This is a genomic window from Shewanella waksmanii, assembly GCF_043643685.1.
GTDB lineage: Bacteria > Pseudomonadota > Gammaproteobacteria > Enterobacterales > Shewanellaceae > Shewanella > Shewanella waksmanii_A.
Window position 1 is genome coordinate 75,790 of the sequence record NZ_JBHZSN010000005.1, and the last position, 17,646, is coordinate 93,435.

Sequence of the window (17,646 nt, forward strand, 5' to 3'; positions counted from 1 at the left end):
GTATGCAAAATCGTGAAGAAATTCTCGCTAAACTCACAGACATCCTAGTCGACGACTTTGAAATTGACGCTGACGATATCAGTTTACAAGCTTCGTTATATCAAGAACTTGATTTAGACAGTATCGATGCCGTTGATTTAGTGATTAAGTTGCAGCAGATGACAGGCAAAAAAATTCAACCAGAAGAATTTAAGGCTGTGCGTACCGTCGAAGATGTCGTCAATGCCATTGAAGGGCTAATCAACAGCTAATGCGCCTGCTACTGCAGATAATCACCGGCGCATTGATTATCGGCTACCCACTGGCGGTGTTTTTTGGTCTACACCTACTGCCACCTGGGGTAGTCGCACTGGTGTTATGTGTGGCATTGATATTACGTCTGGCGCTGCAAAAACAGCAAGTAAAAGCCATGATGGCACCGATACTAGTAGGTATTGGGTTAACCGCAGCAAGCTTTATTGCTAAAGAGCAGCAATGGTTACTGTATTACCCTGTGGTGATCAACCTGAGTATGTTGGCCTTGTTTGCATATTCACTCAAACAAGGGCCAACCATGATTGAGCGCTTAGCAAGATTAAAGGAACCCGACCTACCACAAGCGGCCATTCCTTACCTGCGCAAAGTCACTAAGCTTTGGTGCGGCTTGTTTATATTTAATGGATTAATGGCTTGGTATACGGCCAGTTTTACAACGCTAGCGGTATGGACTTGGTATAACGGTCTGATTGCTTACTTACTTATCGGAGCCATGTTTGCAGGTGAATGGCTATATCGAACATTTTGGTTGAAAAAACATGACTGAGTTACTTACATCTTGGCTGATAAAAGGGCCAGCAAACCAACAGCTCATCAGCTTTAACCACCATGATATTGTCACTGGTGCGATGTTTACCAACCAAGTGGCGCATATCCACTCACAGCTCAGTGAGTCCGATGCAAAACGTTGGCTGTTGGCGAGCGATGACAGTGCGCTATTTGCAGCCGGGTTGTGTGCAGCTTTACTCGCTGGCAAACAAATCATTTTACCTAATAACACCCAAAGCGGCACCCTCAGTGCCATGACGCACCAGTTTGATGGCTTACTCGCCGATCAGGTGTTGTGTGAAGGCAAGCGCCTAGTCTTACTAAAAAAAGATTACCCTAATAACCAGCAAACCTGGCCAACATTGAGCCAATGGGGTGAGCTACAACTGTTTACATCCGGCAGCAGTGGTGAGCCTAAAGCCATTATCAAAAAGGTTAGTCAACTCGATGCAGAAGTGAGTGTGTTAGCGCAAACATTCTCCAAACAAATCGCCCAAAGCAGCGTAATAGCCACCGTATCTCACCAGCACATCTACGGGTTATTATTCAAAATTTTATGGCCGCTTGCAGCTGGTTACCCTTTTTTAAGTGAGCTGGTCGAGTACCCAGAGACCCTCACCTATTACACCAGTCTGTTTCCTAACCTGTGTTTAGTAAGTAGCCCAGCACAGTTATCTCGCTTGCCAGATGCACTCGACAATGAAGTACAAATGCGCAGCCCAGCAGTCATTTTTAGTTCTGGTGGACCACTAAGCTATGATGCCGCAACCAAAGTAAAACATTGCTATGGCAAGGCCCCCATAGAGATATTTGGCAGTACCGAAACTGGCGGCATTGGTTATCGCCAACAAAATCAGCCCGGGCAAACCTGGCGCTGCTTTAGTAGCCATCAAATTAAACAAGATGAGCAAGATGGTGCTTTGTGGCTGCAATCACCTTATCTCGAAAACAACCAATGGCGTAAATGTGATGACAAGGTAGCACTGGTATCAGCGCAGGAGTTTACCTTGCAAGGGCGACTCGATCGCGTGGTTAAAATCGAAGAGAAACGAGTTTCACTGGTACAAATGGAAGCGCTGTTAATCAGCCACCCCTTGGTGAATGACGCTGCATTGGTGATGTTGTCACAGCCACGTCAAGGCCTTGGCGGCATAGTAACACTGAGCCCACAAGGGCAGAGCCAACTTGTAGAGCAAGGTAAATTGGCAATTAATAACATTTTAAAAGCGCACTTATTAACCCAATTCGAACGCGTCACCTTACCAAAGCGTTGGCGCTATCCCGCGGCAATACCATTAAGCAGCCAAGGGAAGCGTATTCATGCGCAGTTAGTAGAGTTGTTTGACCATGATTAATGCTGTTTTACCGCCTATCATTAGCCAAAGCCTAGGCATCGACACTGCCGAGTGGCGCTTATCCGTGGCCGCTGATCTGCCGTTTTTTCAAGGTCACTTTCCCCAGCAACCCGTGCTTCCGGGCGTCACCCAATTGGACTGGGCCATTCAACTCGGTGCAAAACATTTTGGCTACCCTGTGGAGGTTGCAAGCTTAGAAGTGTTGAAGTTCCAGCAGCTTATGCTACCTGGCACAGAGGTGACATTAACCATTAAACACAAAACGGACAAAGGTAAGTTAGTATTTACTTACTCCGATGGTGACAAACGTTATGGCTCAGGACGGATAGCATTTACTTCACAGCCAAATGCCCAAGGAGCGGCACAATGAAACTGGCGTTAGTGATTCCTAACTACAATCATCATTATGCTATTGAGCAGACGCTAGTGACATTAGCGCGCTATGAGCTGCCCTGTTACTTAGTCGATGACGGCAGTAACGAGCAAACCCGCTATATTCTTGAGAAACTGGCACAGCGATTTAGTTGGGTCAAGCTGCTCCACCATCCGTACAATCGCGGTAAAGGTGCGGCAGTGACAACTGGATTACGTGCCGCCTATCGCGATGGATTTAGTCATGCATTGCAAGTTGATGCCGATGGGCAACATAATCTCGATGATATTGAGCAGATGATTGCCGCAGCGTCCGCATCACCCGACGCGGTGATTTCAGGCCTACCTCAATATGATGAATCAATTCCCAAAGGTCGTTACTATGGCCGATTTATCACCCACTTTTGGGTGTGGGTAGAAACCTTAAGCCTGCAAATTAAAGATTCCATGTGCGGTTTTCGAGTTTATCCATTAGCCGCGACCGAAGCCCTGTTTTTGCAAGACAGTCTAGGTGAGCGTATGGACTTTGACATCGAAATCCTCGTCAAACTGTTTTGGCGTAATGTCCAGGTTGTCCATGTCCCCACTAAAGTCATTTACCCGGAAGGCGGGATTAGCCACTTCCAAGGGTTCAAAGACAATATGCGAATCTCTTGGATGCACACGCGACTATTCTTCGGCATGTTAAAGCGGCTACCGCAATTACTCAGACGCAATAAGCAGCCTCAACATTGGTCGAGTTTGAAAGAGCGCGGCAGTTATTGGGGCATCAAGTTACTCGCCAACAGTTACCGCATCGGCGGCCACTGGCTTTGTCGTCTTATCATGTATCCAGTGATCTGCTATTTCTTTTTAACTGGCCACACAGCCCGTGAAGCGTCGCTGAAATACCTACGCTATGCTCAAGCCTGTCATCCTAATAGTCCCGATCTGCAAGGCGAGATTGGCTGGCGACATAGCCTCAAGCACTTTATTAGCTTCGGTAATGCAGCCATTGATCGCATCGATGCATGGTGCGATAGAATAAAACTCTCAGAGGTTGATTTTCCCGACCGTGAACAATTAGCCAACCAGTTGGCCAGTGGTCAAGGTGCAGTACTTTTAGTCTCCCATTTGGGCAATCTTGAGTTATGCCGGGCTATCTCTATTAACCAGCGCAAGGTAAAAGTGAATGTGCTGGTGATGACTGAGCATGCAGAGAACTTTAACCGAGTGCTCAAACAACTGAACCCTGACAGCGCACTTAACTTAATTCAAGTGACCGAATTAGGCCCCAGTACCTCAATGTTACTACAACAAAAAGTGGAACAAGGTGAATTGGTGGTGATTGCTGGTGACCGCACCTCATCAAGTAGCATGGGTAGGGTGGTTTATAGCCAATTTATGGGCCACAGCGCCCCCTTCCCGCAAGGGCCGTTTATTTTATCCGGGCTGCTAGATTGCCCAGTTTATATGATGTTTTGTTTGCGACATAAGCAGCACTATCGCGTTTATGTTGAACCCTTTACTGCATCACTTAAAGGCCCACGCAAAGAGCGTGCTGCCCGTCTAGATGCCGCTGTCGCTAAGTACAGTGAACGTCTAGAACATCATATTGGTCTAGCGCCAATGCAATGGTTTAACTTTTTTGATTTCTGGCAAAAGGATGATCAAACCCAGCGTGATAGTCAGCGCAATTCGCCACAAACTCAAAATGAAAGTCAGTACAATAGGACCGAAAATTAATGTCACACCACCAAGCTTCTAACCCTGCAGAGCAAACCGTCGCATTTGGTCAGGTTTCGCTCACGCTTGAAGATGTCGTCGCTGTCGCCAAAGGCGCTAAAGCGCAATTGCATACCAGCCAAGCTTACCAAGATTATATTGAGCAAGGTGCCAAGTTTATCGACAGCTTGCTAGACGAAGAAGGCGTGGTTTATGGGGTGACAACCGGGTACGGTGACTCATGTACCGTCACTGTGGGATTAGATTTGGTGCACGAACTACCATTGCACCTGAGTCGTTTCCACGGTTGTGGTATGGGCGACGTGCTCAGTATTGAGCAAGCGCGTGCCGTTATGGCATGTCGCCTCAATTCGTTAGCGTTGGGTAAATCTGGGGTCAGCTATGCGCTACTCAAGCGGATCGAGACATTATTGAACCTCAATATTACCCCTGTGATCCCTGAAGAAGGATCTGTGGGTGCCAGCGGAGATTTAACCCCTCTGTCTTACCTTGCGGGTGTGTTGGTTGGTGAACGCGAAGTGTTTTATCAAGGTCAACGTCAATCAACCGAGTCAGTCTATCAACAGTTGGGCATTACCCCGCTGACACTGCGCCCTAAAGAGGGCCTCGCCTTAATGAATGGCACTGCGGTAATGACAGCCTTAGCCTGTCTCGCCTATGACCGAGCTCAGTACCTTGCAAGGCTCAGTGCACGCATCACCGCCATGGCATCGTTAACCTTAAAAGGTAACTCTAATCATTTTGATGATATTTTATTTGCTGCCAAACCCCATCCAGGTCAGAACCAAATTGCGGCGTGGATTCAGCAAGATCTAAATCATCATGAGCATCCTCGTAACTCCGACCGATTACAGGACCGTTACTCCATTCGCTGTGCACCGCACATTATTGGCGTGTTGCAAGATGCACTGCCTTTTATGCGTCAGTTTATTGAAACTGAACTCAACAGCGCCAACGACAACCCGATTGTTGATGGTGAAGGTGAACATATTCTCCATGGCGGGCACTTCTATGGCGGTCATATTGCCTTTGTGATGGATTCGATGAAAAATGCCATCGCCAATATTGCCGATCTCATCGATCGACAAATGGCGCTGGTAATGGACACCAAATTTAATAATGGGTTACCAGCGAATCTATCAGGTGCCAAAGGGCGCCGACAAGCCATTAATCATGGCTTTAAAGCGGTACAAATTGGTGTATCAGCGTGGACAGCCGAAGCACTGAAAAATACCATGCCGGCCAGTGTCTTTTCCCGCTCAACTGAATGTCACAACCAAGATAAAGTCAGCATGGGCACCATTGCCGCCCGCGACTGTTTGCGGGTTTTACAATTAACCGAACAAACCGCAGCGGCAGCACTACTCGCGATGACTCAGGGTATTAACCTGCGCATCGAACAACAAGAGTTATGTCAATCTTCACTAACGACGTCATTGCTAAAAACCCTATCGCAAGTTAGAGCTGACTTTAGTCCGCTTGAAGAAGATCGACCTCTAGAGCCTTTATTGCGCCAAACAGTCGATAAAATTCAGCAAGGCCTTTGGGAGGTGTGCCACTAGTGGGCACAGTTGCATAAGGATAACGCCATGAAAGCAATTTTAGCCACTGAAATGACCTTAACCATCCCATTTCATGATGTCGATTCCATGGGCATTACTTGGCATGGGAACTATTTGCGTTATTTTGAAATTGTACGTTGCCAACTGTTAGATGAAATTGATTATGGCTACCGAGCCATGCAGGACTCAGGTTTCGGTTGGCCGATTGTTGACGTGCAAATCAAATATGTTCAGTCCAGCACCTTCGACCAACAAGTCCGTATTCGGGCTGAGCTGGTCGAATGGGAAAACCGTATTCGTATCAATTATCAAGTACGCGATGCCCAAACTAATCAACGACTGACCAAAGGCTACACCATCCAAGCAGCAGTCGACATGGCAACCCAAGAATTGTGTTTTGTCACCCCGCAAGTGTTTAGAGATAAAATTGCTCACCTTGTTGATGTGGAGCAATAACCATGTTTGCCCGCCACTTACACAAACTCTTCAGGCTATTGCTATTACCTTTGTGGTGTATCAGTATCCAAAGCTTCGCTGACAATGCCGAATATCAAGCCCTGTTTACTCAGCAAGCTGACGAAAAGGCCCTGCAACAACTGGCACAACAGTTAAATCAGGGACCGCAAGCCATCGGCGAATTTAGCCAATCACGCCAGTTAGCGGTGCTAAATAAAGCGCTTATCAGTCACGGCAAGTTCACTTTCGACAGCCAGCATGGCTTGGCATGGGAGCAACTCAAACCGTTTTATAGCGCATTGGTATTATCAGGCCAGCAGATCACCCAAATAGATGCGCTAGGCCAACAGCAAACCATGCAGGCACAAGGCAGCGCAGCGGCAATCGCTAACCTTATGCCACAACTACTACAAGCTATGCTAAGTGGCAATGTGAGCCAGCTTCAGCAACAGTTTAAAATCGGCTTTATTCAAAATGGTGACCATTGGCAGCTTGGGCTAATTGCAGATACGCCTGAACTCGCCAAGTTATTACCCAATATCGTCATCAAAGGCGAACAGCAAGTCAGACAGCTGCTGTTGTTAAGCGACAATGGCGATCGCAGCACCATTGATTTTACCCAGTTAGATTATCGTCAGCTCAGCCCGTCCGAACTTGATATTTTTAATGGTGTTGACGCAGATGCCAATGAGATAAATCAGCCCTAATGACTAAGCGCAATGGACTGGGCTCAACATTCGCGACAACGCATTGTCATCACTGGCAACGCTTGGGACTTTTTGCCGCGTTGCTTATCATGTTACTGGCAACAGGGATCTGGCAATGGCAGCAAGGGGCAAGAGTCCAAAGTAATATTTTGGCAATGCTGCCCAAGGTTGATGAGCAACCGCTAACGCAAGCAGCTATAAAAAGAGTCGAATCTCAGCTTGAAGATCGCGTCTATTTCGCCTTAATCGCCGCTAATGAAACCCAAGCTGTTGCCGCCGGCAAACAATTTATCACTGATTTGACAAAGCTAGGTGGATTTATTGATATCAAAAGTGCTGCCATGGATGATGCTAGCGCCTTAAATAAATTCTATTTCCCACACCGATTTAAGCTACTCACCGATGAGCAATTAGCGCAATTTGAGCAGCATGGCATGGCGGCCTGGCTCAACCACGCCCAGCAACAAATCTATAGTGCCTTTGGCTACGCCAATAGTGCGTTGTTGGCAAACGATCCGTTACTGCTATATCCAGATAACCTCAAGCAATTAGCCCCTCAAAGTCAGCTACAAATCAATAATGGTATTTTGCTAAGTCCCACAGACGATAAACAGATAGCCGCAATAGTGAGTGCTAAGGGCAGCCAAAGCGCCTTCAACCCGCAAGCGCAAACCAAACAATTAACCAGCATTGAAGCCGCAAAAAGTCGCTTACCTGCCGACATCAAGGTCATTGCTGCGGGGGCTCTATTTCACGCCTCTCATGCCACCAGCCAAGCAAAAGCCGAGGTCTCAACCCTTGGGCTCGCCTCATTAATTGGGGTGATAGCTTTGGCTTATTTAGCGTTTCGCTCCATCATGCCATTGCTGATCGCAGCAACCACATTAACCGTGAGTTTTGTATCCGCTTTTGTGGTCACTTTGACACTTTTCGGTGAAATTCATCTGTTAACCTTGGTATTTGGTACCAGCTTAATTGGCGTTGCTATCGACTACTGTTTCCATTTTTATTGCGAACGGCTCAATCAAAACAGCGCACTGCCACAGCAAGCCATAAAAGCCATTTTACCTGCAATCTCTTTGGCATTAGTCACTACATTGCTGGCCTATATCGCAATTGGATTGACGCCCTTTCCGGGAATGCAACAAGTAGCAAGCTTTTGCGGTGCAGGCCTACTCAGCGCCTACCTCACTTTAGTTTTAGCTTACCCAACGCTTGCAGCAAGCCGCCTACCCAACCGTGATAAGCCATTAAAACAGGCTCAACAATATTTAAGCTGGATCAAGCACACCGCAGCACGTTTATCGATTGCGCAGCGACAAGGGCTAGCCCTGCTGGCGGTTATTGCTATCGCTCTCCCCCTTAGCCAATTGACCAGTAATGATGATATTCGCGCACTACAAACGGTCAACCCGCAAGTGATGGCACAAGAGCAGCAAGTCCGTCATCTACTTAGTGGTGGGACAGATAATCAGTTCATTCTCGTTTCTGGCGCTAATGAGCAGCAGTTATTACGTCATCTTGACCAACTTGAGCCAGTGTTATCTCAAGCACAAACTCAGGGTTGGCTTGGTAACTATGTTAACCTCGGACGCTTTATTCCCAGTCATCAACGCCAAGATAACAACTACCTAAACCAACAAGTTGTCTATCAGCAATTAGCTGATATTCTTGACACCTTGGGGCTCAACCAAGCGCTCGCTTCTGAACTACAGCAGCAGTATCGCAACGCAAAGTCGCAATATATTGAACCAGATGCTTTCTTTGCCAGCTCCGCCGGCCAGATGCTAGCACCGCTATGGATTACACCGTCTGCTGAGCACCCTCAAGAGTATGGTGCTATCGTGCTACTAGGCGGGATCCGTGATTTGCCGGCGCTAAGCCAAAGCCTGACACAAGTAAATGCTGCGATTCTGGTCGACAAAGTCGCTGATATTTCGACGGTAATGGGACACTACCGGCAGCTCACCCTATTGCTGCTCGCGATTGCCCTCACTATTGCAGCAGCGCTGTTTTGCATTCGATTTGGCATCAAAAATGGCTTACTGGTTGTCGCAGTGCCGTTATTGGCCATATTGACCACCTTAAGTGTGTTGGCCTTGGTCAATGCCCCTTTGACACTGTTTCACGCCTTAGCGTTAATTTTAGTATTTGGTATCGGTGTCGATTACGGGTTATTTTTCGCTGCCTCTAGTCATAAAAACAGCGTTATGATGGCGGTGACGTTATCGGCATGCTCGACCATGCTGGCGTTTGGCTTACTCGCTTTTAGCCAAACCCCTGCGATACATGCGTTTGGATTTACCCTATTATTGGGGATTGCATTTGCCTTTGTGCTCTCTCCCCTTCCCTATATTTTTGCAAGGAATATGAAGTAATGCAGTCTGCACAGCAAGTTAGCGCTCCAACCCCGCAGCAATTTGATGTTGCTATTATTGGTGCAGGTCCATCGGGAAGCGTCGCAGCCAGCTTGCTACATCAGCAAGGAAAGCGCGTCATTGTCATTGAAAAACAACACTTTCCACGATTCTCTATTGGTGAAAGTTTACTGCCTTGCTGTATGAACGTATTAGAGAAAGCCAAACTAATCGACGCGGTCAACCAAGCGGGTTTTCAGTTTAAAAACGGCGCCGCATTTAACTCTCAAGGGCGCTACACTGAGTTTGACTTTACCGATAAGTTCTCCGTCGGCCACGGCACCACGTTCCAAGTTGAGCGTGGCCAGTTTGATAAACTTCTGGCAGACACTGCAGCTAAGCAAGGCGTCAAAATTCGCTACGGACATAGCGTAGAAAGCATCGATTTAACTGAAACTCCCCGCCTTGCAATCACAGATGAGCATGGTTTGGCTTATGACATTGAAGCAGAATTTATTCTCGATGCCAGCGGTTTTGGTCGAGTATTGCCGCGGTTACTCGACTTAGAAATCCCGTCAAGCTTGCCAACCCGAAGCGCTGTCTTTACTCATATAGAGGACAATATCGATCAAGTTGACCTAGAAGGCTTTAACTTCGACCGCGATAAGATTCTCATCAGTGTGCATCCAGAAAATAAGGATATTTGGTACTGGTTGATTCCCTTTAGTCACGGTCGCTGCTCTGTTGGCGTTGTTGGCGAACCTCATTTATTGGGGGACTTGGATGGCGATTTACAAGCGATACTGCAACGTTTCATCAATGAAGAGCCTCGGCTTAACCAGTTACTCAGTAAAGCAAAATTTGTCCGCGAATGCGGGCTATTGCAAGGTTATTCAGCCAATGTCAAAACCTTAGCAACCGATAAGTTTGCCCTGCTGGGTAATGCGGGTGAGTTTTTAGACCCCGTGTTTTCTTCAGGAGTCACCATTGCCATGCAGTCGGCTGATTTAGCCAGTCAGTGCCTATTAAAGCAACTTGATGGCCAACCAGTTGATTGGCAAACCGACTATGCTCAGCCGCTGATGATTGGCGTAGATACCTTCCGAACCTATGTTGAAGCTTGGTACGATGGCCGCTTTCAAGATGTGATTTTCTTTCCTGATGCAGACCCCAAAATTAAGCAAATGATCTGCTCAATTTTAGCTGGCTACGCTTGGGATGAAACTAACCCCTTCGTCGCCGAATCGGAGCGCCGCCTTAAAATGATTGTCGAATTATGTCGCGCATAGCTTATCGATTAACTACCTGCTTACTGGCTGCCATTGTATTGGCCGGTTGTAGTACGTTAGTGCAGCGTCAAACCTGTATGGCACTTGCCAGCGAAGTGGACTTCTGTTTGGCGCCGCTTACGCCAACCACGGCGATTGACAGTCAAACCTTGCAGGTGCACATCCAGTTGGGTGAGCAATCACACCAATTGCTCACCCAATTAGAAGTCAGCGAGGCACAAGCGACTATGGTCGGCTTAGCGCCGCTGGGTAACGCACTGTTTACCGTCACCTATGACGGGCAACAGATCATCAGTGAGCAAAGCCCATTGCTGGGCGATAATTTCAAAGCAGAATACCTGCTCGCCATGCTGCAACTAATTTATTGGCCTATCGATGATGTCAATCAACATTTACAACAGGGACGACTTGTTTCAGAGCGAGAGACTGCAGTCATGGGGAGAAGATTATATGCTAACAATAACCCTGTTGCGGCAATCGATATTCAGTACAATAGTCAGCAGATAAACCAAGCTCAGGTAAGGTTAACCATACCGGATGCCAATTTTACCATGACGGTCACCCCGTTATAAAACACCGAAAAGAAACGAATTAAGATTTAACACCATGACCGATATAGCAATAACCAGCTTGGGCTTATGTACCCCACTTGGGCAAACAGCCCAAGCTGTTGTCGATAATCTCATTAAGGGCAACACCCAAGGCATGGTGTGGCGTGATGATTTGATCCCCAATAAATCGGTGTTAGTCGGTGCGGTCACTGACCCCCTACCTGCCTTACCCAGTGATTTTTCGCAATACGAATGCCGCAACAACCAGTTACTGCTCAGTGCAATGCTGCAAATAAAACCGCAAGTGGACCAAGCGATTGAACGCTATGGCGCAAAGCGGGTTGCGGTAGTCATTGGTACTAGCACCTCAGGCATTAACCGCGGTGAACAAGCGCTATCTTACTTAAATGAAAATGCCACTCTCCCCGGTGATTATCGCTATCAAAAGCAAGAACTGGGCAACAGCAGTGAGTTTGTGAGCCAGTACTTCGGTGTCACCGGCCCATGTTATACGGTGTCAACTGCCTGCTCCTCCAGTGCTAAGGTTTTTGCCAGCGCACGTGGATTATTGCTCGCAGACCTATGCGATATGGTGATTGTCGGCGGCGCTGACAGCCTATGTAAACTCACCCTCAACGGCTTTGACTCGCTTGAGTCCATTGCTAGCGGTCACTGCTTACCTTTCAATGAACAGCGAGACGGTATCAATATTGGTGAAGGTGCCGCGCTGTTCACTGTCACTACGGGTAAAGCCGAGGTACAACTGCTCGCCGTAGGCGAGTCGAGTGACGCCCACCATATTTCTGCGCCTCACCCTGATGGCCGCGGCGCAATTGCGGCAATGAACGCCGCATTACAGCAAGCTAATTTGCAGGCTGAAGATATCGATTATGTCAATTTACATGGTACAGCTACGCCAAAAAACGATGCCATGGAAAGTCGTGCCATTAGCGCAGTTTTTACTGGCAACTTGCCACCATGTAGCTCGACAAAACCGCTAACTGGGCACACACTAGGCGCCGCGGGCGCTATTGAAGCGGCATTTTGCTATCTGCTACTTAGCGATTGCAATGACCAGCAACAATTACCGCCGCAAATTGGTGATGGTAGCCAAGATGAGCGCAATCCACATTTACCGCTAGTATCAGCGCAGCAAGTAAAGCCTCTGCGCTATATTATGAGTAACTCTTTTGCATTTGGTGGTAGTAACGCCAGCGTTATTTTTGCTAGAGGTGATAAATGAATCTCCCATTAACACCCGCGCACACCGATCCGGTGCTAGCCAAGCAAAATGTGGCCAATTACTTACCCCATCGTGAGCCAATGATTTTGATCGACCGCATACTTGCTTATTGTGATGACAACTTATTGTCTGAAACGGTGATATCGCCAAGCAGCGCTTATTTTGATGCAGCTACACAACAAGTGCCAAACTATGTGGGCATCGAGTATATGGCGCAAACCATTGCCGCGTTGGCTGGCGTTGAAGCCAAAGCCAACAATCTGCCTATTTGTATTGGTTTCCTGCTTGGTAGCCGTAAACTTGAAATGCACATTAACGGATTTGAGCTGGGAGCGAGCTATTTCACCCGAGTCACTCGCTTGTATCAAGAAGATACCGGGTTGGCCGTGTTTGACTGCCAAATACTTCATCAAGACCAGGTAGTCGCCAGTGCCAACGTCAACGTATTTCAACCGCAAGATGCCCAAGCTTATATTTCTCAAAGCATCCAATAATTTGGATATTTGTGTAACAGGGAAAAGTAATTAGACCATGAAAAAACGAGTATTAGTCACCGGCTCTAGCCGTGGAATCGGTAAAGCTATCGCCCAAAAGCTAGCCGAAACAGGCTTTGATATTGCACTGCATTTCCATAGCAATCAACAAGCTGCTACTGACACCCAAGCACAGTTAAGCGCACTAGGTGCACAAGTCAGTTTGTTGCAATTTGATATCGCCGATCGCGCGGCAGTTAAACAAGCTATTGAACAAGACATCGCTGATCATGGGGCCTACTATGGCGTCATTCTTAATGCGGGTATCAATGCCGATACTGCGTTTCCAGCCATGAGTGAAACACAATGGGATAATGTGGTTCACACCAATTTAGATGGCTTCTACAATGTCATTCACCCCACTGTTATGCCTATGGTACAAGGCCGTCAGGGTGGACGTATCATCACTATGGCCTCGGTATCAGGTATTGCGGGTAACCGCGGTCAAGTCAATTACAGTGCATCTAAAGCAGGTATCATCGGCGCAACTAAAGCCCTGAGTTTAGAGCTAGCCAAACGTAAAATCACCGTTAACTGCATTGCACCAGGGCTGATTGAAACGGATATGGTCAATGATATTCCTAAAGACATGGTTAAGGATTTAGTACCGATGCGCCGTATGGGGCAGCCTTCAGAAATTGCGGCTTTAGCAAACTTCTTAATGTCAGATGATGCTGCCTATATTACTCGCCAAGTTATCTCAGTTAACGGCGGAATGATCTAATGGCTAGCTCAACAAAACGTGTTGTGATCACTGGCTTTGGCGGCGTATCGAGCCTCGGCCATGATTGGCCAAGTATTGCCGCTGCATTGAAAAATCAACAAAATGCCGTGGTGCATATGACCGATTGGCACAAATACGCTGGCCTTAATACCCGCCTTGCCGCGCCGGTCACCGACTTTGAAAAACCTGCCCATTATTCACGCAAAAAAGTTCGCTCTATGGGACGAGTGTCACTGATGGCAACCTATGCATCTGAACAAGCACTCATCAGTGCCGGTTTACTGGATGATCCTGTTGTCACATCAGGAGACATGGGCATCGCTTATGGCTCATCGACTGGCAGCACAGACCCTATAATCGCATTTGGCGATATGCTTAAACATGGCGATATGTCTGGGGTGACAGCCACCAGCTATATCCGCATGATGGCCCATACCACCGCGGTAAATGTCGGGGTGTATTTTGGCCTTAAAGGGCGAGTTCATACCACCAGCAGCGCCTGCACTTCAGGTAGCCAAGGTATCGGCTATGCCTATGAAGCCATCAAGTATGGCCAACAAAAACTGATGTTAGCCGGTGGCGGCGAAGAGCTATGCGCTACTGAAGCTGTGGTATTTGATACCCTATTTGCCACCAGCACGCGCAATGATGATCCCCATGGTACACCACGCCCGTTCGACAAAGATCGTGATGGTTTGGTCATTGGAGAAGGTGCTTGTACATTGGTATTAGAAGAGCTCAGTCATGCTCAAGCTCGCGGCGCCCACATCTATGCAGAAATTGTTGGCTTTGGCACTAACTCAGATGGCTTGCATGTCACTCAGCCTCACGCCGAAACCATGGAAGTGGCCATTCGCCACGCAATTGCCGATGCTGACATTGAGCCACAGCAAATCGGCTATGTGAATGCACACGGTACCGCAACTGACCGCGGAGATATTGCAGAAAGCCATGCAACCCATGCGGTGTTTGGTAGCAAGGTGCCAATCTCTTCTTTAAAAAGCTATACCGGCCACACGTTAGGTGCTTGCGGTGCATTGGAAGCTTGGGTCAGCGTCGAGATGATGAATGAAGGCTGGTTTGCCCCCACCTTGAACTTACAACAACTCGATCCCGAATGTGCCACCTTAGATTACATTCGCGAAGACATTCGTCGTATTGATACCGATTATGTAATGAGTAATAATTTTGCATTCGGTGGCATCAATACGTCGCTGATATTTAAAAAATGGAAATAATCATAGATAGGATATCTAATGAAAAAGCTCTCTTTAGCACTATGCTTAAGCATGGCTATAGTGAGCGGGGGTGCGTATAGCAAACCGCTTACTGAAGCTCAATATATCGAAATCTTCCAAGGCGATAACGTTGAAAAGCAAAAAGATGCGATCGCCTCTTTAGTGCTTGCTGGACTCAATGATCCCAAAGTATACGACACCTTAAACAGTAAGCTACTCGCTTCACTGCCACTGGCCGTTGATCGCCACAGCATAGATTACAGTGCCTGGTTAATTAAGGGGCTCGCCTATTCAGGTGATGAGAAATATATCGCCACTTACAATGAGATCATCAATGGTGATTACCATAGTAAGCTGCAAAAATACGCCAAAAAGTCCCTTAAAAACCTAGAGAAATATCAAGTTTGGGCACCAATTCTTGCGGACAGAAGCCAATACGATGACAATTTTAATCAACGCAGTAACGTATTAAGTAATGCCATTAGAAGTGATGACCTGCAATTAAAGCTAAATGCCGCCAAGCGTATCATCAATCGCGGTGTTTATACTGAGCAAGTGCTTGAGACCCTTAACAATGAGTTGTTAGATACCCGACTGCTAAAACACGACAAACTGGCTATTCAGGCCTATGCGTTTATGGCAAAAGCACTCGCTAGCAGCAGTGAAGAGAAATACCGCCCGACGATCGAACAGCTTGCAAGCTCTGCCAGTGAGAAAAAGCTCCAGCGCTACGCTGCCAAATATTTACGCGCCTATTATTAGGCCGATAAAGCTTTAATAACAAGTTAACAAGCCACCAAAGCACTTGGTGGCTTGTTCATATTGGTATTATACCAACCTGTATAAGAAGTTGATCTACTCAGCGCGCTTTTGGCAATCTAATTCAAGGCGAATAACTGAAACAATGGTTGTTCCCTTGTGAAGTTATTCAACACAGAAGTAGGCAGCCAAAAACGCGCCACAATGGCGAGTTTTGGTGCTCCTGATGCTGTGTTAACGAGCTTAACCGTAGAACAACTATGCTCTTCACTCGTCGCCTTACCTCAGAAGCACCCAATTCTCGCTGAGCGATCAAATCTTTATACAGATTGGTATTATTTGTGGATGGTACCTATGGCCGCCGCACGTTGATCGTAATCATCAGCGTGGCATGTCTGGCAGCTATCTGATGCCCTTAGCCAAGGCTTGTTGTATTGGCCGTCGGCAGAGAAATGACTTGGGTGATCAGACGGTTGGTCTAAATTAATGCTAAACATATGCGACTCACTTGGCATATGACAATCAACACACTTGGCCATCATCTCATGGACTATACCGCCACCATTGCCGGGGTTAAATTCCATAGTGTGGCAATCAGTACATTGCGCCACCATAGCATCTTCATGACCTGGCTGATTTTGATTGTGCTCCGAACGATGCGGGTTATGGCATGTCGAGCAAGCGAAATCTTTTTTCTTACCCATGGCTTCGCCAGTGTCAGGATCGATACCAATCATGGTTGTCGCCGCATGACGTCCACCGCGGCCACCTAATCCGCCACCGTTTTTATCTATACGGCCACCTTGGCTATCGCCACCGAAGACACTATTAAGTGGTGAGACATAATCCGGATAACGTTTAATGGCATCGTCAACGGTATGACATTCACTACACGCAACTGCTTGGCCGTAAGCCATATCTTCGGCTAAGAAGTCTGCAGTTTGGCGGGCGGTCGCTAACTTAATAATGTTTTGTTTGGACGGCCCTTTCACGTGGTCGGCACCAGCACCGTGGCAGCTTTCACACTGTACGCCGGTCATCGCAAATGTCCCGCCCATGCCAGGCATGTCGTCCTGACGGTTGAGATTACGATAATCGCCCGCGGCCTCGGTATAATCCTTCCACCCTGTCGTGTGGCAGCGACCACAATAGTCGTATGCATGGGAGTCTGGTGCATCATTTTGATGATATGGCCACATCATCTCGGGAGTCACTTGATGACCTTTAGGCACCACTGCCGTGCCCACTTTATCACCAATCATGATGTAACCATTTTGGTCAAGGAACATGGCACTGGTTTTATAGCCACCAATGACATAACTGATATCACTCCAACCATTTGGATTGCCTAGGGTGTTTTTCACGCCATCAATCAAATCCACGGCACCGTCAATAGAGGTAAATGGATAGCTCGGTGCTAAGCCATTCTCAATTTTAGTAAACTTGAAATTGTGGCCTGTTTCAAAGAAGGTCTGCTTATCTGTATGACACGCAACACATTGGTTAGATCCAACATAAATTTCACCACTTTCTGTCACCACCACGGTCACAATCGATTGCGCCTCGCCGCCATTGCCATCACTGATGTGATATTCAATCACGCTGGTTCCCGCTGCTTCTGCAACAAATAAAATTTGATTATCTTGTATGGACGCTTGGCCGCTGCCTGATTGCAATTGCACTTGAGTTAGGGTTAAAGGATCGCCGTCAGCATCTTCATCGTTGGCAAGTGCATCAATTAATACAGACTCGCCCACTTGTGCCTTAGCATCAACCGGATTAGCCACCGGAGGCGTATTGGGTAATGGCGCTACATCATCATTATCGCTACCACACGCGGCCAGTACACTGAGCATACTCGCCAGCAATAACGATCTGCGCCACTGACGCTTGTTTACAACATTCATCATCACATATCCTTGGAATATTCACGCTTTGCTATTGTTATTTTGCGTCCGCAGATACTCATTG

At 47.4% G+C, this 17,646-nt stretch carries 18 protein-coding genes; 17 read left to right on the top strand and 1 reads right to left on the bottom strand.

All coding sequences use genetic code 11. The features are described 5' to 3' along the window. The first annotated feature begins 2 nt into the window (after positions 1-2). The 17 genes from ACHUFW_RS09065 (at position 3) to ACHUFW_RS09145 (ending at position 16,047) form a co-directional block, all read left to right on the top strand. Entirely contained in the window at positions 3-251 is a 249-nt protein-coding gene (locus tag ACHUFW_RS09065) for an acyl carrier protein (protein ID WP_394202382.1), read from the top strand. Next, complete coding sequence (locus tag ACHUFW_RS09070; RefSeq protein ID WP_394202383.1) at positions 251-802, top strand: COG4648 family protein; 552 nt, start codon at positions 251-253, stop codon at positions 800-802. The genes ACHUFW_RS09065 and ACHUFW_RS09070 overlap by 1 nt, the downstream gene beginning before the upstream one ends. After that, the gene (locus ACHUFW_RS09075; RefSeq protein WP_394202385.1) at positions 795-2,159 is read left to right on the top strand and encodes an AMP-binding protein; all 1,365 of its coding nucleotides are present in this window, start codon (positions 795-797) and stop codon (positions 2,157-2,159) included. Before ACHUFW_RS09070 ends, ACHUFW_RS09075 begins: the two co-directional genes overlap by 8 nt. Continuing rightward, complete coding sequence (locus tag ACHUFW_RS09080) at positions 2,152-2,529, top strand: 3-hydroxyacyl-ACP dehydratase FabZ family protein (protein WP_394202387.1); 378 nt, start codon at positions 2,152-2,154, stop codon at positions 2,527-2,529. The genes ACHUFW_RS09075 and ACHUFW_RS09080 overlap by 8 nt, the downstream gene beginning before the upstream one ends. Continuing rightward, complete coding sequence (locus ACHUFW_RS09085) at positions 2,526-4,256, top strand: glycosyltransferase family 2 protein (RefSeq protein WP_394202388.1); 1,731 nt, start codon at positions 2,526-2,528, stop codon at positions 4,254-4,256. Before ACHUFW_RS09080 ends, ACHUFW_RS09085 begins: the two co-directional genes overlap by 4 nt. Continuing rightward, positions 4,256-5,818, top strand: a complete 1,563-nt coding sequence (locus tag ACHUFW_RS09090; protein WP_394202390.1) for an HAL/PAL/TAL family ammonia-lyase — start codon at positions 4,256-4,258, stop codon at positions 5,816-5,818. Before ACHUFW_RS09085 ends, ACHUFW_RS09090 begins: the two co-directional genes overlap by 1 nt. A 27-nt stretch (positions 5,819-5,845) precedes the next feature. Beyond that, entirely contained in the window at positions 5,846-6,274 is a 429-nt protein-coding gene (locus ACHUFW_RS09095; protein ID WP_394202392.1) for an acyl-CoA thioesterase, read from the top strand. Positions 6,275-6,276: 2 nt separating this feature from the next. Continuing rightward, on the top strand, positions 6,277-6,981 hold the full coding sequence (locus tag ACHUFW_RS09100) for an outer membrane lipoprotein carrier protein LolA (RefSeq protein ID WP_394202393.1): 705 nt from the start codon (positions 6,277-6,279) through the stop codon (positions 6,979-6,981). Further along, the gene (locus ACHUFW_RS09105) at positions 6,981-9,359 is read left to right on the top strand and encodes an MMPL family transporter (protein ID WP_394202395.1); all 2,379 of its coding nucleotides are present in this window, start codon (positions 6,981-6,983) and stop codon (positions 9,357-9,359) included. Before ACHUFW_RS09100 ends, ACHUFW_RS09105 begins: the two co-directional genes overlap by 1 nt. Beyond that, positions 9,359-10,627, top strand: a complete 1,269-nt coding sequence (locus ACHUFW_RS09110; RefSeq protein WP_394202397.1) for an NAD(P)/FAD-dependent oxidoreductase — start codon at positions 9,359-9,361, stop codon at positions 10,625-10,627. The genes ACHUFW_RS09105 and ACHUFW_RS09110 overlap by 1 nt, the downstream gene beginning before the upstream one ends. Then, on the top strand, positions 10,615-11,199 hold the full coding sequence (locus ACHUFW_RS09115) for a DUF3261 domain-containing protein (protein ID WP_394202399.1): 585 nt from the start codon (positions 10,615-10,617) through the stop codon (positions 11,197-11,199). Before ACHUFW_RS09110 ends, ACHUFW_RS09115 begins: the two co-directional genes overlap by 13 nt. A gap of 34 nt (positions 11,200-11,233) precedes the next feature. Continuing rightward, positions 11,234-12,421 (top strand): beta-ketoacyl-[acyl-carrier-protein] synthase family protein, encoded by a 1,188-nt coding sequence (locus ACHUFW_RS09120; RefSeq protein ID WP_394202400.1) that lies wholly within the window; start codon positions 11,234-11,236, stop codon positions 12,419-12,421. After that, on the top strand, positions 12,418-12,915 hold the full coding sequence (locus tag ACHUFW_RS09125; RefSeq protein WP_394202402.1) for a hotdog family protein: 498 nt from the start codon (positions 12,418-12,420) through the stop codon (positions 12,913-12,915). The genes ACHUFW_RS09120 and ACHUFW_RS09125 overlap by 4 nt, the downstream gene beginning before the upstream one ends. A gap of 37 nt (positions 12,916-12,952) precedes the next feature. Then, a complete protein-coding gene (locus ACHUFW_RS09130) occupies positions 12,953-13,678 on the top strand; it encodes a 3-ketoacyl-ACP reductase FabG2 (RefSeq protein ID WP_394202404.1) in 726 nt (241 codons plus the stop codon). Next, entirely contained in the window at positions 13,678-14,916 is a 1,239-nt protein-coding gene (locus ACHUFW_RS09135; protein WP_394202406.1) for a beta-ketoacyl-ACP synthase, read from the top strand. Before ACHUFW_RS09130 ends, ACHUFW_RS09135 begins: the two co-directional genes overlap by 1 nt. Before the next feature lie 18 nt (positions 14,917-14,934). Then, positions 14,935-15,678 (top strand): hypothetical protein, encoded by a 744-nt coding sequence (locus ACHUFW_RS09140; protein WP_394202408.1) that lies wholly within the window; start codon positions 14,935-14,937, stop codon positions 15,676-15,678. Between the two features lie 156 nt (positions 15,679-15,834). After that, positions 15,835-16,047 carry a hypothetical protein gene (locus ACHUFW_RS09145; RefSeq protein ID WP_394202410.1) on the top strand — a complete coding sequence of 71 codons (213 nt, stop codon included), beginning with the start codon at positions 15,835-15,837 and terminating at the stop codon, positions 16,045-16,047. Here ACHUFW_RS09145 and ACHUFW_RS09150 read toward each other — a convergent pair. After that, complete coding sequence (locus tag ACHUFW_RS09150; RefSeq protein WP_394202411.1) at positions 16,011-17,585, bottom strand: Ig-like domain-containing protein; 1,575 nt, start codon at positions 17,583-17,585, stop codon at positions 16,011-16,013. The two genes, ACHUFW_RS09145 and ACHUFW_RS09150, sit on opposite strands and share 37 nt — an antisense overlap. Positions 17,586-17,646 lie beyond the last annotated feature (61 nt).

What these genes read in the sequence shown, in the direction of transcription:
- ACHUFW_RS09075 (WP_394202385.1), top strand. Translation starts at nt 795, where the DNA reads ATGACTGAGTTACTTACATCTTGGCTGATAAAAGGGCCAGCAAACCAA.
- ACHUFW_RS09125 (WP_394202402.1), top strand. Translation starts at nt 12,418, where the DNA reads ATGAATCTCCCATTAACACCCGCGCACACCGATCCGGTGCTAGCCAAG.
- ACHUFW_RS09140 (WP_394202408.1), top strand. Translation starts at nt 14,935, where the DNA reads ATGAAAAAGCTCTCTTTAGCACTATGCTTAAGCATGGCTATAGTGAGC.
- ACHUFW_RS09110 (WP_394202397.1), top strand. Translation starts at nt 9,359, where the DNA reads ATGCAGTCTGCACAGCAAGTTAGCGCTCCAACCCCGCAGCAATTTGAT.
- ACHUFW_RS09095 (WP_394202392.1), top strand. Translation starts at nt 5,846, where the DNA reads ATGAAAGCAATTTTAGCCACTGAAATGACCTTAACCATCCCATTTCAT.
- ACHUFW_RS09115 (WP_394202399.1), top strand. Translation starts at nt 10,615, where the DNA reads ATGTCGCGCATAGCTTATCGATTAACTACCTGCTTACTGGCTGCCATT.
- ACHUFW_RS09105 (WP_394202395.1), top strand. Translation starts at nt 6,981, where the DNA reads ATGACTAAGCGCAATGGACTGGGCTCAACATTCGCGACAACGCATTGT.
- ACHUFW_RS09065 (WP_394202382.1), top strand. Translation starts at nt 3, where the DNA reads ATGCAAAATCGTGAAGAAATTCTCGCTAAACTCACAGACATCCTAGTC.
- ACHUFW_RS09120 (WP_394202400.1), top strand. Translation starts at nt 11,234, where the DNA reads ATGACCGATATAGCAATAACCAGCTTGGGCTTATGTACCCCACTTGGG.
- ACHUFW_RS09090 (WP_394202390.1), top strand. Translation starts at nt 4,256, where the DNA reads ATGTCACACCACCAAGCTTCTAACCCTGCAGAGCAAACCGTCGCATTT.
- ACHUFW_RS09070 (WP_394202383.1), top strand. Translation starts at nt 251, where the DNA reads ATGCGCCTGCTACTGCAGATAATCACCGGCGCATTGATTATCGGCTAC.
- ACHUFW_RS09100 (WP_394202393.1), top strand. Translation starts at nt 6,277, where the DNA reads ATGTTTGCCCGCCACTTACACAAACTCTTCAGGCTATTGCTATTACCT.
- ACHUFW_RS09135 (WP_394202406.1), top strand. Translation starts at nt 13,678, where the DNA reads ATGGCTAGCTCAACAAAACGTGTTGTGATCACTGGCTTTGGCGGCGTA.
- ACHUFW_RS09150 (WP_394202411.1), bottom strand. Translation starts at nt 17,585, where the DNA reads ATGATGAATGTTGTAAACAAGCGTCAGTGGCGCAGATCGTTATTGCTG.
- ACHUFW_RS09080 (WP_394202387.1), top strand. Translation starts at nt 2,152, where the DNA reads ATGATTAATGCTGTTTTACCGCCTATCATTAGCCAAAGCCTAGGCATC.
- ACHUFW_RS09130 (WP_394202404.1), top strand. Translation starts at nt 12,953, where the DNA reads ATGAAAAAACGAGTATTAGTCACCGGCTCTAGCCGTGGAATCGGTAAA.
- ACHUFW_RS09085 (WP_394202388.1), top strand. Translation starts at nt 2,526, where the DNA reads ATGAAACTGGCGTTAGTGATTCCTAACTACAATCATCATTATGCTATT.